This is a genomic window from Sphingobacterium sp. UBA1498 (genome assembly GCF_002325125.1).
In the GTDB taxonomy this organism is placed as follows: domain Bacteria; phylum Bacteroidota; class Bacteroidia; order Sphingobacteriales; family Sphingobacteriaceae; genus Sphingobacterium.
This window is the reverse complement of sequence record NZ_DCRG01000017.1, coordinates 101,043-116,502: the sequence shown is the minus strand read 5'-3', so window position 1 is coordinate 116,502 and position 15,460 is coordinate 101,043. Positions and strand designations below refer to the sequence as shown.

Here is a 15,460-nt window from a genome sequence, read left to right as displayed (position 1 = left end):
AATTTAAAACAGTACCTTTATCTTTGCTGTAAGAGCTTTATCTTTGCTGTAAGATTTAATAGGTCCTTTTGGGAAATAGGAGAGTATGGAAAGCTGCAAGTGAGCGCAAATGCCTAATACATTTTACGGTAGAGCGTCTGCGGACTTTATATTAAAATGATAAAACTATTTGTTAACAGTGTTGTTCTATAGATAGCTTTTAAACATTTAACATTTTATATAAACGCCCAATATCCATCGGATAGCGGGCGTTTATCTTTGTATAGCTGGATGAAAACAGTTTCTAAGATACTGTTGCAGTCTTTAATACATTACGGTAAGGGTAAGAATGGAAGATGTGTCTACGGGCAAATCGACCTAAAGAATCTGCATTGACAAATTTAATATAATCGTTTCGCTGAACACCGAAATACTCATATTGGCTGCCGTCTTGAAAAGTGACAGTCAATATTTGTCCTTTCCAGTCAATATCTTGAATACCTGAATTGGTAATTGTTTCTGTGTAGATGGGCAATTGTTGCTCTAATGTTTCAGAACAGATGCTTACCAGAAAGTGGTATGCTTCGATCATCGCAACACTTTTTTCCTCTGCAGCCAAACGACCTTCTTCATCATTGACAAATTTATCTGGATGACATTCTTTCATGATCGTCCGGTAAGTAGATTTCAGGGTTTTGAGATCCACAGATTTATCTACGTTAAGTAACTTCCGGTAGTCGGCAATTTTTTTCATGGCGGCAAAGTTATGCTTAATAATCAGATTATTCGCTATAAAATAGGAAAAAAACTTATTTTTTCAATAACGTTTTTACGTAGAGCTGCTCGACCTTCTCTCTAGCCCAAGGTGTTTTTCTTAAAAAAGTTAACGAAGATTTGACACTTGGATTCTCATTGAAACATCGAATAGCTATGCGTTGACCTAATTCTTCCCAACCATAGTACTCTACTAAATATTCTATAATGGTGTCAAGTCTTTTACCGTGTAGTGGATTATTAATTTGTTCTTGCATGTCGTAAAGATAATAATCTTCAATTGATGGATCGTGCTAATTTTTACTATCAATTAGTTGTGCAGCCAGTTCCTTTAACGCTGTACGGAGTTGTTCATCCCAGATTTCTCCCGCACTGTCCAGTTTGCCCCTTACTCCTTCGATGAGTAGGTTTCTTTTTTCATCAATTTGGGCTCCTAATCCGCGCATGATGTGTTGCAGTTCGACGTGTGCATGTTCACCTTGTGCAGCGGCGGTGATGATACCTATGGGCTTATCGTTGAAAACTGTTGTTGCTGCGCACCACTCAAGTAGATTTTTTAATCCACTGGGCACACTGAAAATATATTCGGGACTGCTGATCAAAACAATGTCTGCTTCTTGAATAATTTGGCGTAATGCAATAATTTCAATAGGTGGATGGGACTGGCTCTCATCTGGATCAAAATGCGGCAGTTCTTTCAGACGATCAAATAGCGTGAAATGGATATCGCCATTAATCTCTTTTTGTAGGTGCTTTATAATATGATGATTGGATGAATGGGTACTGGCGCTACCTACAATTGCAAAAATAGTTTTCATGTGAGTCTAAATCTAATCAACGGTTGTGTATATCCGCTGTGTTTGTATTTTTCTTATATGCTGAATGAAGAAACTAAATTACAATATTCGATTCAAACGATTTACTTTATTCTCCGATTCGCTGTAATTTTTAGATTGGTTTGTTTTTGATCCAACTTTCCTCAGTAAGGATAGCCGATTTCAGGTGAAATTATAGAAGACGGTGATTGGATCAGAAAATAAAAAAAGGATGGTGGACCAACACCATCCTTCATTGAAAAAATGATTAATTAAAAGCATCAACATGCGTTATGCATTGCTTTATATTAATTTTAACCATCGCTAAAATAGGATTAAAAATTGCTTATTGCAAATGGGGGAATGGATATAGCATGCCTTGTTGATGGAGTATCCAGATGGAACTAAACTGAAGCTTGACTATTGGTGGTGTGTTTAGTTTGGTCAGCTAAATAATTAGCGTAGTTTGTTTTGATTGAGCCTGAACTTTTGTAGTTTGGCTGCTATAAACCTTTTATAAATATGATGAACCTAAAAAATCATTTGCTATTTGTGGTATCGACTTCCTGTTTGTTTTTTTCATGTAAAGGAAACGGGGACAAGAAAGAAATGCATGCGTTAAAATCAAAATCTTTGGCCGGTACGTATAAGTTAATTGACAGCAAGACAATTAAAGGAAAGGATACTGTGACAGCTTTTACAGACAGCAGCAAAACAGAGATGTTTAAAATGTTTAATGATGACCACTTTTCTTTTTTTAATCATGATAAGGAAAAAGGCAAAGGGAAAGAACCTTTGTTTGTAGCGGGCGGCGGGACCTATTCCTTTGATGGTGTTAAATATCAAGAAAGTTTGCAATATTGTTCTATACGTGATTGGGAAAGGAATACATTTAATTTTCAACTCAAGATAAAGGGGGATACATTGATTCAAACAGGCGTGGAAAATCTGCCAGAATTAGGAGTTCACCATACTATTGTAGAAACCTATCTTAAAGTCAGATAGTCAATATTGGTATAAAGGAGTTATAGCATCGGTATCAAGCTATTTTAATCATGCAGATACTTAAGATCATTGTTCTGTTTTTTTTTTGCAGTACAGGATCGTCTAAACGGCATTTTAGGTACTTTTAAAATTATTTGTAAAAAAAGTGAAATTATATTGCAACATTTTCGGGAGGGTGTCGACTACATAGTAGAAACATAAGAATTAACAGAATTAATTTTACAACGTGCAAAATCAGCTTAGCGATAAAGATTTATTAGCGATGTGCCAAACGGGTAATGAGTCTGGGTATGCGCAGCTTTATCATCGCTATGCAAAAAAGATCTTTAATTCTATTTATCGGATTTTGGCCAATCAGGAAGAGAGTGAAGATATTTTGCAGGAGACTTTTGTTGACTTTTTTTCAAGATCGGAAAAGTGGCATTTGGTTCTCAGTGTGGAAGCTTGGTTGAGAAGGATGGGCGTGAATAAGGCCATTTCACTGTTAAGGAAGAATAAACAGTATTTTACGTCGGTGGACGATTTGGAAATTCAGGATGATGGCGAAGATGAATTACTGGAAAAGGAATGGCGTGAATGTCGTTTAACGGATTTGGAGCAGGCGATCGACCAGCTGACGGGGGTGCCCAAGATGGTCATTAACCTTTATCTGTTTGAAAATATGAGCCATGACGAAGTCGCGGAAGCATTGGGAATGACAGCAGTTGCCGTCCGTAGCCAATACCATCGCGCAAAAAAGAAAATTTACGAACAATTGAAGGAAAGGTATAATTATGCGGGATAATTTAAAAGATTTTGTGAACGCTAATCGGGAATCATTTGATCAGAGAGAACCTTCGGCTGACTTATGGAATAAAATAAGACCGCAAGTAGTTCCACCTGTTCAGCAAAGAAAGATTAAGCCTCTTTGGAAGTGGGCTAGTATTGCTGCAGCGGTCTTATTGGTAGGAACAGCAGCATTTATCGCTTTTAACAGACCGGGCGACTTAATGACTGAAAAACCTGTGGCTGCTGTACGTCCTCATGTTGTTCGTGAAAATGAAGGCGATAAAAAAGCCGTTAACGAAACAGTAGGACGCGCTGATAACGATAATTCAACTAAATTGACTTCGTCTATGGCAATAGCGGGTAGGCAAACCAAAAGAAAGCAGTTGGCAACAGCAAACATAACGACCTCTGGTTTAGGTAAAATGCAAGAGAAAATTGATTACGTTGAGATGCTTCAGGATTCGAGTTCCGCAAGCGCACGTCTAAGTGCTGTCTTAGCGTTGAAAGATGAAGGTAGGTTAGATCGGAATAGTAGAGGAGCATTGGAAAGGACTGCTGTATCGGATCAAAATAGTAATGTGCGTATAGCTGCAATCGAAACGATATTAAGTGGACTGAGCCAAGAAGAACGTCAGCAGAAAGTTCAGGACTTCTTTGTGGTGCAAAATGATCCCACGTTGCAAATGGAGCTTATGCAAATGATGGTTCAGCAAGATGATCCAAAGATGAAAGCGACAACAAAAGAAAAGTTAACTGAAATTGTGGAGGATCCCTTCACCTTGAAATTTGTGAAAGAACAGGCGTATGCGGTATTATTAAATCAATAGATGAATAGATTCAAGAACGTCCACTTGTGTAGGCTCGCTTACGAGAAGGTAGAGCAGATGGCTTGGTTAATAATAAGGAAGAAAAAATAAATTGAGATGAAAAAGTTAAGGATAATGATGATTGGGATAGCACTTATTTTTGCAAGTGCATTACAGGCCCAGGTAAATGAAAGTGTGGAAGGAGTTGCTGCGCCAAAGCCTCCTAATCCTCCTAAAAAGGCTAGAGCGGTTTCAGGCGTTGCCGTAAGTAATAGTACTAATTTTACATTCAATTCTTCAGGATTCGGCGGTTCTAATGGACCCAAAAGCTGGAAGGAAATTAAAGTGCCTAATTTAGGAAGTAAACTCCTGTTAAAGTTGGATAATGTTTATATCGAAGGGTATAAGGGGAAGGATGTGCTGATTACCGCTAAGGTTGAGGATAATGAGGGAAATGATCGTGCAAAAGGCCTACGTGTCGTTAATGGTTCTGGATTATCGGATAATTCGGGACTTGGAATGAATATCAAAACAGAAGGTGGAGTGACCGAAATAAGCATGGTCGGGATGCCCCTAGAGGATTCTATCCGAATCAAGATACCTATGGATCTACCGTTGACGATAAAAGGGGGGCGTGGTGCGATGTTCAATGCTGGAGTGATCGAATTGAAAGATATGCGCGCTGAGGTGGAAGTTTCCAATACGATGGGAAATGTGAATTTGTTGAACGTAACGGGACCAATCAATGTGAAGGTTGCACAGGGAGATGTAACAGCCAAGTTTGTTCAACCGGTCAAAGGACCTATTTCTCTTGTCGCTGCAATGGGCGCTGTAGATGTTGCTTTTCCCAAGAATTTTGGGGCAAATGTGGATGTGAAATCAGCAATGGGAAATATCTATGCCGCAGATGAATTCCAATTTGAAAAAAGCGCTGAGGAGCCCCAGTCAATCCCTATGGGTAATGCAGTGAAGGGCAAAATGAACGGCGGTGGACAGGACGTGATTTTGAAAACATCCCTGGGAGATATTTATATCAGGACGCAGAAGTAGTAAAAGTAGCCTGTTGTAGATAACAGGCTACTTTTTTATTTCCATACGTACGAGATACTGATCATTCTCATCTTCATATAAAATTTGGACTACCCAACCCATTTCGTGCGAAATTTTAATCAATAAATCCTGATCTAAATACAGCCATTTGAAGAGATCGCCTCGGGAGCCTTTGTATTCATACTGATATTGGATTTCCCCGAAATAGTGGGCCGGCTCCTTGACGTTGTAATCTTTATACAAATAACTGATATCGGACGAATCAAAAATCAGCTGCCCATTTTCCGTCAATATTTCTTTACTATGCGCTAGTAGTTTTCGAAAGCCCTCCACATCTCCAGCAATACCAATCCCGTTCATCAGCAGCAAAAGCGTATCGTATCGCTGCCCTTTAAATTTATAAAAGTCTTCGCAGATAATATGTTGTACACCGCGTTGCTGCATGATATGGCAAGCGGTTTGGGATTGTTCCAATGCATCCACTTCAAAGCCTTTTTCTTGTAAATATAGACTATGGCTGCCTACTCCAGCGCCCACATCCAATACACGTCCATCGCAGAGCGATAGACCAATAAATTCTAGCTCAGGGAAATCATCAGGTTCCCGAAAGAAAATCTCTACCGGCATTTCGTCTTTATCGCCATAGCTGGTATGGAGTATGAGGGGGAATTTTTCTTCTTGATGTACAAAGTAATCATCAAGGGCTTCACCGTATACGTCTCTATGCATGGTCATCATCAATCATTAATACTTTCTTTGCAATATAAATGGAGTCTTCATCTCCTGTATGTTTCATCGGTTCGTCAGATAATTTGATGACGGGACTCCATTGATCATCTTCTGGCAAAGCATCTGTCATCTTGATGACAATATTCATTGGTTTAAGACCTACATCATTCGTAAAATTGGTGCCAACGCCAAAGGAATGTAAGATTTTACCCTCACAGTAGCCCGCAATTCTTTCGACTTTTTCATAGTCTAGGCCATCAGAAAATATAATGGTCTTTGAAAGCGGATTGATTCCATTTTTGTTATAGTGTGCAATAACTTTATCTGCAAATTCAAGAGGATCTCCACTATCATGTCGGACTCCATCAAATAATTTGGTTAACTTTTTATCGAATTGCTGAAAGAAGACTTCTGTTGTATAGGTGTCCGATAGTGCTATTCCGAGGTCGCCCCGATACACATCAGACCAATGTTCCAGTCCCAGGAGGTTGGCCATTTTGTAGCCATATTTAGCGGCGTGAAACATAAACCATTCATGGGCATGGGTGCCGATGGGCTTCGTTTCATATTTCATTGCTAAATAGACATTGCTGGTGCCAATAAATGTTTTTTCGCCATATTGCTTGAGTGTACGAACGACCAAATCATGCACTTCATGAGAATGGCGTCTTCGGGTGCCAAAATCAGCAATAGTAATATTGAGTTTTTTATATTTTTCGATTTTATCTTTCGCTGTGGCGATTACGTCTGCATCGGAGGAACGTTGTAAGCCCTGGGATTCATAAAAAAGTTCACAGATAAGAGACATCAACGGAACTTCCCAGAGGATAGTGCGATACCAGTACCCTTCGATAACGACTTCTAGATCGGGACCATCCTGAAATATTTTGACTTCTTCGGGATCATATCGGTAACCTTGGAGAAAGTCAAAATAGGTTGGGTCGATATAAGGACAAGTTCTGGCAAAAAAAGTCTTTTCGGCTTTTGTTAGTTTCAAATTAGCCATTTCGTTAACAGCCTGCTTCAAGAGGACATCAAAACCCTCAGGAAACTTGTGGTGTCCCCGATTGATAAAATGATAACGAGCCTTGGCCTTTGGAAACAACTTGACTACAGCATGCTGCATCGTGAATTTATAGAAGTCATTATCTAATATAGAGGTAAATGAAGCCATCCTTATCGATCTGTTTTTTTGTTTGAAGCGGTAAATTTACTAATTAACGTGAAATTGTGTGGATTGTTCATGATAAATATCAAAAGACACATATGTAAAAGGCGGGTGAAATTTGTTATTTCATCCGCCTTTTATGAATTATCATGTTATTCGGTCATCCTTATCTTGTTCTAGATCTTTCAGAACCTTGTGAAGAACGTCCGGAGCTACGCTCACCTGAGCTTCCAGAATTTCTTGATCGCGATACAGACGATGAATTATCTGTATTGGATCTGCTTCTGGTGTTTTCATAACTCCGATTTTGAGACGGTTGGGCCACTGGTTGAGACACCGGTTGGTTCGAACGCGTCCGGCTATCGGAATTTCGACTTTGTACCGGCTGAGACACGGGTTGGCCCGAACGTGTGCTGTTACCATCATAATTTCCGTTCCGTTGCGGTGCTGTTGTAGGTTGAACTACGCGTGGCGGTACAGTCTGATCGGAACCGTTCTGCCTCCCTCTACTGGTAGATGTAGGGTTATTGTTGTTTGGAGCATCCGATTGCCGACCTGATCGCGTCCTAAAATCATAGTTACTCGAATTAGGTTGTGTACCATTCGTATTTCTATTTGTCGCCCCGTTGTCTCCGCTTCTAGTGTTATTGATTGAACTGCGGCTCGAGCCTGTACTGTTGGCATCATTACGGGATCTTACAGAAGCATTTCCACTGTTGTCAATATACAACTCACGACTTCCAGATCTTGAATCGATGTTATCGCGGTTACTGATAACGCGATTGGTACGATCGGATATCTCGCTATTGTTATTCCGTGTTCGGGTAGAGGCATCCACTACCTTCGTTGGACGTGCAGACGACCGCGTATTACGATCTACAGCCGGACGGTACATACTGATTTCATTGCTGCGATTGCTGCTACTACGAACCGATCCAGGTCTATCCGCATTTGCTATCCTATTTACTGTGATGTTTCTTCCTGTTGAGCGCTCGATGTCTGCTCTTCGTGGGCCGCCAACATAATAGTTGTTGTTAATGATCGTTGTATTGTTGATAACTGTGGTTCTGTTATAAATGTTATTGTAATTTCTACGATTCACATAATAACGATCCATATCCCTGCTCATGAAATGATTGACTCCCACAAATGTCCAGAAGTTCATTGGAATATTGACGGATACATTGATATTCATACCTGGTCCCATGGGGGCCCAGCCGTAATAGTCGCTACTTTGACGCCAATTTACCCATGCCGGTCCCCATTCATAGTCAGGAACCCAGCCCCATCCATAGCGATCATTGTAATTCCAGCGACCGTAGTGAAATGGTGCCCAGCCCCAGTCATAGTTGGATACCCAGGTATTTCCATAGTCAGTCATCGTCCAATAACCATTTGTGGCATAGGGTTGAAAGTTAGGGCCAACGTCCGGAATCCAAACGTAACCATAATTCGGGTCATTAACCCATTGTCCATAAGGCGATAGTTGATCATAAAACAGCTGGAATGAGACGCCAGCGTTGTTATAATGGTCATAATTATTATATCCACCGCGTTGGGCCATCGAGGTGGCACAGCTTGAGAAAGAAGCGATACCAATAAACCCCAGTACCCAATATTTTATGTTGCCTAAATTTTTCATTTCTGTAATATTTTAAAGTGTGACAAAACTCTATGCCGTAGTCTTTGTTATTATGACAGCATAACGAATAAAATGGTTTAATCGGTACATTGGAAATCTGATTATTTTTACGTGAAAGTCAAATTGATGATCTTTTTACATAAACGACAATTTGGATACATATTTTTATTTACCTTTACCGCTCGAATTGCTACGTGTTTGTTCAGCATAAGACGTGTTTTAAGACACATTAATTTGAAATAGACATCATTTAAATGGCTAAAAAACTTCAGACTTTTTTTCTAGAATTCGCAAATATTCACCGTTTTTTGCTACGGTTTTGGCGCGAATTGGTAACTCCACCATATGAATTCAAAGAAATTGTCCGCCAATGCTATGAAATAGGCTACAAATCTTTGCCTTTGATCAGTTTAACGGGATTTATTGTGGGCTTTGTTTTTACAAAACAATCACGTCCTTCTTTGGAGGAATTTGGGGCAACTTCGATGTTGCCTTCGTTAATTTCGATCGCTATTGTTCGTGCATTGGCACCATTAGTTACGGCTTTAATAGCTTCGGGCAAAGTGGGGTCTCAAATTGGTGCGGAATTAAGTTCGATGAATGTTACAGAGCAAATAGATGCCATGGAAGTTTCTGGAACCAATCCTTATAAATATCTTATTGTAAGTAGAATATTGGCTACAACGATCGGAATTCCTGTGCTCTGTTTTTATGTTGCCGGCATCGGTCTTTTAGGTGGCTATCTCAGTATGATGAGTAAAGATGACTTGAGCTTTTTGAGTTTTTTTACACAGGTTTTTGAAACGATAGCATTTAAAGATTTAGGAGCTATGGTGTTGCGTGCTGTTATATTTGGTTTTACGATAGGCGCTGTAAGTTGTTATTGTGGTTATTTTTCTTCCAAGGGGACAGAGGGTGTTGGTAAAGCTGCCAATGCGGCCGTTGTGGCGTCGATGTTCCTTGTTTTTATTGAGGAAATAATTATTGTTCAGATTTTATCGTTCTTTGGATAGTGAGCTATGGAAAAGATTCAATCAAGCATTGACCATTCGAAGCCGGTCATTGAAATAAGGAATGTTAGCAAGTCTTTTGGTGATAACCATGTGCTTCGGGGCGTTAATTTGGATTTATATAAAGAAGAGAACCTTGTTGTATTAGGACGTTCGGGTACAGGTAAATCTGTGTTAATCAAATTAATCGCAGGATTGTTGAGGCCGGATGAAGGTACGATTAATGTACTCGGAGATTCTGTGACAGAACTAAATGATCGTGAACTGCGTGAATTACGGCTAAAAATAGGGTTTTCTTTTCAGAATAGTGCGCTTTATGATAGTATGACCGTACGTGAAAATCTAGAGTTTCCGTTGGTTCGTAATAAGCGTAATTTGACGCGATCTGAAATCGATCATGCTGTAGAGGAGGTGTTAGATGGCGTTGGACTTTCTCAGGCCATCAATCAGATGCCATCGGAGCTTTCTGGTGGACAGCGTAAGCGAATTGGTATTGCGCGCACGTTGATTCTGAGGCCAGAAATCATGATGTATGATGAGCCAACGGCAGGATTAGATCCGATTACTTGTCTGGACATTAATGGATTGATCAACGAAGTTCAGGAAAGATATAAAACAGCATCAATTATTATCACGCACGATTTGGCTTGTGCAAAAGAGGTGGGAGACCGTATCGTGATGTTGTTAGACGGTAAGTTTGAGAGACAGGGGTCTTTTGAAGAGATTTTTGATACAGAGGACGCTCGCGTAAGAGCGTTTTATAATTATAATTTTATTCTATAATATACATGAGTAAGGCAGAAAATAAAAGAGCAATCATTGTTGGTGTTTTTGTTTTTTTAGGCGTATTGATTTTATTGGCGGGTATTTTCATTTTGGGTAGCCAACAAAAGAAATTTACTAAAAATATCGAGATTACGACTTCGTTTCCTGACGTCGCTGGGTTGAAAGTAGGAAGTAATGTATGGTTTTCTGGAGTCAAAGTAGGTATTATTAAGAATATCCACTTTAAGAGCGTGCAGGATGTTGAGGTGGTATTAACGATTGAGGAAAAATCTGCTGAGTATATTCGGAAAGACGCTGTGACAAAGTTAGGCTCGGATGGATTGATCGGCAATAAGATTGTTGTTATCTCTGGAGGGTCGCAGAATGCCCCTACTGTTGAAACAGGTGATTTTTTGCGTTCAGCAAAAACCGCAGATATGGAAGCAATGATGGAAACATTGCAGGTTAACAATGAAAACCTGGCTAAGATTACCACTGACTTCGTGGAGATATCACGAGGATTGGCCGATGGCAAAGGAATGGTTGGTGCCATGTTGACGGATACCTCCATGGTGAATACTTTACGTGCTACACTATTGTCCATCAGTGCTGCTATGAATAATGCAAATAAGGCTTCTGCAAATCTAGTTACCCTGACAAATTCTTTAAATAGTAATAAGGGACTGATTCATGATTTGACGACTGATACCGCTATTTTCTCTAGTTTACGTCAATCTGCTGCACAATTACAGGGGGTCTCTCAGACAGCAAATGCATTGATAAATAATTTGAACAACGCTTCGGGACGATTAAATGATAAAGATAATGCAGTGGGCGTTTTGTTGAATGATCCTGAATCGGCAAATCAAATCAAATCAGCAATTAATAACTTGAATTCGAGTACATCAAAGCTGGATGAAAATATGGAAGCGCTGCAGCATAATTTCCTGCTGCGCGGTTTCTTCAAAAAGAAAATGAAAGAAGATGCGAAAAAGGCTGAACTGCTTAAATCAGATACAGCGAAGTAAGTTGAATGATAGAACTATGAAAAGGCTTTACGCTTGCGTAGAGCCTTTTTTTAATCATATTGGGGGAGCCCGTTTAGAATTGAAAATATGAATCACACTGAAATTGCAGAGAAGGACGTTATTTACGAAGACAATCACCTCATAGCGATAAATAAGAAGGCGGGGGATATTGTGCAAATTGATGAAACGGGAGATATGTCGATGGAAGATATGGTGAAAGCGTATTTAAAGAAGAAATATGATAAACCAAATGAAGCTTTTGTCGGTGTTATTCATCGTTTAGATAGACCGGTAAGCGGTATGATACTTTTCGCCAAAACGAGCAAGGCTCTTGAGCGGATGAACAAGTTTTTTCAGGATAGAGACGTGAAAAAAACTTATTTGGCAATAGTCAGACAGCGACCACGAAAAACCGAAGGGAAACTTATTAATTGGCTGATCAGAAATAGACAAACACGGGTAACCAAGGCGTTTCCACGCGAGGTGAAGGGAGGAAGTTATGCGGAGTTAGATTATACGTTGGTAGGTGAATTAAATGGTTTTTATTTATTGCGCGTAGAGCCGCTGACCGGTCGTACCCATCAGATTCGTGCCCAACTCGCTGCTATGGGCTGTCCTATTGTTGGCGATAATAAGTATGGATATCCAAGAGGCAGTTCTTTGGGGAGTATTTGCTTACATTCTCGTTCATTAGCGTTTACGCATCCAATCAGGAAAGATAAGATGGAATTGGTTGCTTTATTGCCTAAAGATGGCTTTTGGGATAAATTTGAATCTTTGGCGGGGTAGTGGTTAAAATTTCAGTATCTTTGTACTATGAAATGGTTTAAATATTTACTCCTGATATTTACCTTAAGCTGCTCAGCTACATCTGTTTCTTATGGACAATGTGCCATGTGTACGTTGAACGCTGAGAATGGAACGAAGGAAGGAAATATGCAAGGAAAGGGGCTGAATGATGGTATTTTGTTTCTGCTGGTCATACCTTATCTGGCAGCTGCAGGACTTGGCTATTTATGGTATAAAAAATACCGCAAGAAGAATCCTGTAACAAAAAAGTTTTTAAACGAAATAAAATAGATTTTTAATGCCTACATCTAAATTCCATGCAATGATACATTCCAAATGTCCTAAGTGTCATATTGGTGATGTATTTGTAGGAAAGGTATACAGCTTGCGCAAGCAGCACATGAATGATATATGCCCCTATTGTGGTGTTAAATACGAGGTCGAGCCTGGTTATTTTTATGCTGCAATGTATGTGAGCTATGCTTTGTCAGTCGCTGAGATTGTTACTGTATCGGTTGCTATTGCAATTCTGACAGGAAGCGAATCTCCCTGGTTTTATCTGATTGGCCTTGCGGTAACCATTTTGATCTTTGCACCTTTTAATTTTAGGTATGCGCGCTTAATTTTGCTTCATTTTTTAACGCCAAAAATTAGTTATGACCCGAGATATGAATTGGAGTTGGAGATACGTGAAAGGAATGAAGCGAACCTCGGTGAAGGTGGTCATGGTGTTAACGAAGAAAAAAAATAAAAGAGCTCGCAAGAGCTCTTTTATTTTTTTAGGTATTTCATCGTACTATCGAAAAGGAAAACCTTGTCTTTATATACTTCCGAAATAAGGTGTTGCAATGGGATGAGATGCACTTGCTGGAAGTTTACTATATGTTCTTCTGTTGGGAGTACAACCTGTATACAGTAGGTCATACCTTCGTGTGGAGACTGAAGCATTTCCAGAAAATGCACTTCGAATTTTTGGGATTGCACGATATTATCCTGAATCCATGAAACAACCTCCTGATGGATTGTTTCTTCTGCTATAACAGAGACATTGTATAAAAACATAGACAAAAATACGCTATTTTTCTACGATAAAAAAGATTCTTAGAGCAGGAAGCGCGAGAAGTTTGAAAATTACATTTAATTGGTATATCTTGTAAAAATAAGGTTGCATTGAATGAAAATTCGTATTTAATTGCAATATTTGGAATATATGATAAGGATGCATTTGGGATTATGAGGATGAAATTTTGGATAGGTTTACTTTTTTCTACCATGATCATGTTGGGGTGTCAACACCATAATGTTGAGCCTATTCCAATAAATCAATTTTTTTCTAAGCCTGAAAAATCAAACTTTAAGATTTCTCCAAATGGTCGCTTTATAGCCTATATCGGCCTCGACAATCATTGCAAAAATATTTACTTGATAGATTTGATTCATCAGGATAGCTCTAAGCAGCTTACTTATCAAAATGATATTAATGTAAAATCTTTTGCATGGAACGATAACTCTAAAATTTCGTTTTTGACAGAGCAATCCGCACAGGATAGTTTACGTTTATATGCGGTCGATATCAATACAGAGAAGATTTGGCCATTGATCAAGCCGATTCGTGGTCGGTTTCGATGGATTCATGCCATGACTACCGGGGGCAATAGTTTTATAGGGGCGATGAATGATCGAGATTCTTCATTTTTTGATCTTTATCGGATTTATTTAGACGGAAGACCCCGGAAGTTGATTTTGCAAAATCCAGGAAATATGAGTTCTTGGGTGGTATCTAATGATGGTCAGGTACGAATGGCTGTAGCCAACGATTCTGTTCAACAGTCGCTACTGTACCGAAGCTCCGATAACGAACCATTTAAGGAGATTATACGCTGTGATGTTGAAAGTAGTTTTACGCCATTGGGTTATAAGGATAATTCGAATGCTATCATCTATGCGTTATCGAATGTCGACCGCGATAAACTGGCTTTGATAAGCTATGATTTGGCAAATCACAAAGAATTAGGTGAACTTTTTAGCCACAAGGATGTTGACGTGAGCTCTGGGGGATATTTTACTGAACAGAATAAGCTGTTGTTTGTAAATTATACCACTTCGAGACAGCACAGGCATTTCTTTGATGAGACTACCAAACAAAAGTACGATCAATTAGCGAAGCAGATTGATGGCTTTGAATATCAGGTATTGAGTACTGACAGTTCAGGCAATAAGATTATCATTAAAACCTACACCGATGTCAACCCTGGAGGGATTTACTTTTATGATTTTTCGACACAAAAGTTGACAAAGTTAGCGGATAATAATTCTGATTTAAAAGATAAGGAGCTCTCTCCAAATGAATATATCACTTATACTGCGAGGGACGGTATTCAGATTTCGGGTTATTTAACTTATCCTATACATTCCAATCGCAAAAACCTGCCTATGGTTGTCCTTCCTCATGATGGGCCTAACGGACGTGAAGTTTGGGGCTTCGATAATGAGGCACAGTTTTTAGCGAATAGAGGCTATTTGGTTTTTCAAATGAACTATAGGGGATCCACAGGTTTCGGTAAGAAGTTTTGGACTGCTGGATTTAAAGAATGGGGGGGGAAGATTCAGGATGATATTACCGATGGGGTGAAATGGTTAATTAAGGAGGGTATTGCTGATCGCGAACGTGTTGCTATCGTAGGGAAAGGTTTTGGAGGTTATTCGGCGTTGCATGCCGCTTGCTTTAATTCTGATTTATATAAATGCGCCGTGTCTTATTCGGGTTATACCAATCTATTTACGTACTTCAGAGATATACCGCCCTATTTTAAATCTTATGTACAGAAAATGTATCAAATCGTTGGAAATCCTATCCGGGAGGGTGAATTATTCAAAAATATATCACCCGTCTTTCATTCAGACAAAGTAAAGATACCGGTACTATTGGTACAAGGAGGAAAGGACAGGTTTAGTTCGGTGACAGATGCAAATCAATTTGTACAGAAATTAAAGAATAATAACATTCCAGTGCAATACATCCTGAAAGAGGATGAAGATAGAACTTTTAAGCGCGATGAGAATGTCTTTGGTTATTATAATGAGTTGGAGCGATTTTTGGCGAAATATCTTGTGGACTAAAGGCTGGCGATT

The 15,460-nt window shown here is 39.4% G+C and carries 18 protein-coding genes; 11 read left to right on the top strand and 7 right to left on the bottom strand.

The window, feature by feature from the left end; genetic code table 11:
* Positions 1–283: 283 nt before the first annotated feature.
* Genes B3139_RS10120 through B3139_RS10110 form a run of 3 tightly spaced genes read right to left on the bottom strand, consistent with a single transcriptional unit; the run spans position 284 to position 1,571 of the window.
* On the bottom strand, positions 284–733 hold the full coding sequence (locus B3139_RS10120; RefSeq protein WP_293882497.1) for a KTSC domain-containing protein: 450 nt from the start codon (positions 731–733) through the stop codon (positions 284–286).
* Between the two features lie 55 nt (positions 734–788).
* Positions 789–1,010: a VF530 family DNA-binding protein gene (locus tag B3139_RS10115; protein WP_209579053.1), complete on the bottom strand. Its 222-nt coding sequence runs from the start codon at positions 1,008–1,010 to the stop codon at positions 789–791.
* Between the two features lie 36 nt (positions 1,011–1,046).
* Positions 1,047–1,571 (bottom strand): NADPH-dependent FMN reductase, encoded by a 525-nt coding sequence (locus tag B3139_RS10110; RefSeq protein ID WP_293882495.1) that lies wholly within the window; start codon positions 1,569–1,571, stop codon positions 1,047–1,049.
* A gap of 519 nt (positions 1,572–2,090) precedes the next feature.
* On the opposite strand from B3139_RS10110, the gene B3139_RS10105 reads away from it, so the two are divergent.
* From B3139_RS10105 to B3139_RS10090, 4 genes are all read left to right on the top strand, one after another.
* A complete protein-coding gene (locus B3139_RS10105) occupies positions 2,091–2,573 on the top strand; it encodes a hypothetical protein (protein WP_293882493.1) in 483 nt (160 codons plus the stop codon).
* A 226-nt stretch (positions 2,574–2,799) separates the two neighbouring features.
* Positions 2,800–3,357: an RNA polymerase sigma factor gene (locus tag B3139_RS10100; RefSeq protein ID WP_293882491.1), complete on the top strand. Its 558-nt coding sequence runs from the start codon at positions 2,800–2,802 to the stop codon at positions 3,355–3,357.
* Positions 3,347–4,168 carry a hypothetical protein gene (locus tag B3139_RS10095; protein ID WP_293882489.1) on the top strand — a complete coding sequence of 274 codons (822 nt, stop codon included), beginning with the start codon at positions 3,347–3,349 and terminating at the stop codon, positions 4,166–4,168. The genes B3139_RS10100 and B3139_RS10095 overlap by 11 nt, the downstream gene beginning before the upstream one ends.
* A gap of 96 nt (positions 4,169–4,264) precedes the next feature.
* Positions 4,265–5,197 carry a DUF4097 family beta strand repeat-containing protein gene (locus B3139_RS10090; protein WP_293882487.1) on the top strand — a complete coding sequence of 311 codons (933 nt, stop codon included), beginning with the start codon at positions 4,265–4,267 and terminating at the stop codon, positions 5,195–5,197.
* A 27-nt stretch (positions 5,198–5,224) separates the two neighbouring features.
* On the opposite strand, the gene B3139_RS10085 is transcribed toward B3139_RS10090, so the two are convergent.
* The 3 genes from B3139_RS10085 to B3139_RS10075 all read right to left on the bottom strand — a co-directional run bounded on the left by B3139_RS10085 (position 5,225) and on the right by B3139_RS10075 (position 8,736).
* The gene (locus B3139_RS10085; RefSeq protein WP_293882485.1) at positions 5,225–5,926 is read right to left on the bottom strand and encodes a class I SAM-dependent methyltransferase; all 702 of its coding nucleotides are present in this window, start codon (positions 5,924–5,926) and stop codon (positions 5,225–5,227) included.
* A complete protein-coding gene (gene pncB, locus B3139_RS10080; protein ID WP_293882483.1) occupies positions 5,919–7,100 on the bottom strand; it encodes a nicotinate phosphoribosyltransferase in 1,182 nt (393 codons plus the stop codon). Before pncB ends, B3139_RS10085 begins: the two co-directional genes overlap by 8 nt.
* Positions 7,101–7,260: 160 nt before the next feature.
* Positions 7,261–8,736 carry a DUF6600 domain-containing protein gene (locus B3139_RS10075; protein ID WP_293882481.1) on the bottom strand — a complete coding sequence of 492 codons (1,476 nt, stop codon included), beginning with the start codon at positions 8,734–8,736 and terminating at the stop codon, positions 7,261–7,263.
* Positions 8,737–8,990: 254 nt separating this feature from the next.
* Here B3139_RS10075 and B3139_RS10070 point away from each other — a divergent pair, with 254 nt between their 5' ends.
* The 6 genes from B3139_RS10070 (at position 8,991) to B3139_RS10045 (ending at position 13,079) form a co-directional block, all read left to right on the top strand.
* Positions 8,991–9,749: an MlaE family ABC transporter permease gene (locus tag B3139_RS10070; RefSeq protein WP_209579062.1), complete on the top strand. Its 759-nt coding sequence runs from the start codon at positions 8,991–8,993 to the stop codon at positions 9,747–9,749.
* Between the two features lie 6 nt (positions 9,750–9,755).
* Positions 9,756–10,529, top strand: a complete 774-nt coding sequence (locus B3139_RS10065) for an ABC transporter ATP-binding protein (RefSeq protein ID WP_209579063.1) — start codon at positions 9,756–9,758, stop codon at positions 10,527–10,529.
* Positions 10,530–10,534: 5 nt separating this feature from the next.
* Positions 10,535–11,539, top strand: a complete 1,005-nt coding sequence (locus tag B3139_RS10060; RefSeq protein WP_209579064.1) for an MlaD family protein — start codon at positions 10,535–10,537, stop codon at positions 11,537–11,539.
* A gap of 87 nt (positions 11,540–11,626) precedes the next feature.
* On the top strand, positions 11,627–12,328 hold the full coding sequence (locus B3139_RS10055; RefSeq protein WP_293882476.1) for an RluA family pseudouridine synthase: 702 nt from the start codon (positions 11,627–11,629) through the stop codon (positions 12,326–12,328).
* A 27-nt stretch (positions 12,329–12,355) separates the two neighbouring features.
* Complete coding sequence (locus B3139_RS10050) at positions 12,356–12,619, top strand: hypothetical protein (RefSeq protein WP_293882474.1); 264 nt, start codon at positions 12,356–12,358, stop codon at positions 12,617–12,619.
* Positions 12,620–12,650: 31 nt separating this feature from the next.
* Positions 12,651–13,079: a DUF983 domain-containing protein gene (locus tag B3139_RS10045; protein ID WP_293882472.1), complete on the top strand. Its 429-nt coding sequence runs from the start codon at positions 12,651–12,653 to the stop codon at positions 13,077–13,079.
* 20 nt (positions 13,080–13,099) lie between these two features.
* Here B3139_RS10045 and B3139_RS10040 read toward each other — a convergent pair whose 3' ends face one another.
* Positions 13,100–13,390, bottom strand: coding sequence for a DUF4286 family protein (locus B3139_RS10040; protein WP_209579067.1), 291 nt, complete (start codon positions 13,388–13,390; stop codon positions 13,100–13,102).
* 171 nt (positions 13,391–13,561) lie between these two features.
* On the opposite strand from B3139_RS10040, the gene B3139_RS10035 reads away from it, so the two are divergent.
* Entirely contained in the window at positions 13,562–15,448 is a 1,887-nt protein-coding gene (locus B3139_RS10035; protein WP_293882470.1) for an alpha/beta hydrolase family protein, read from the top strand.
* The last annotated feature ends 12 nt before the right edge of the window (positions 15,449–15,460 follow it).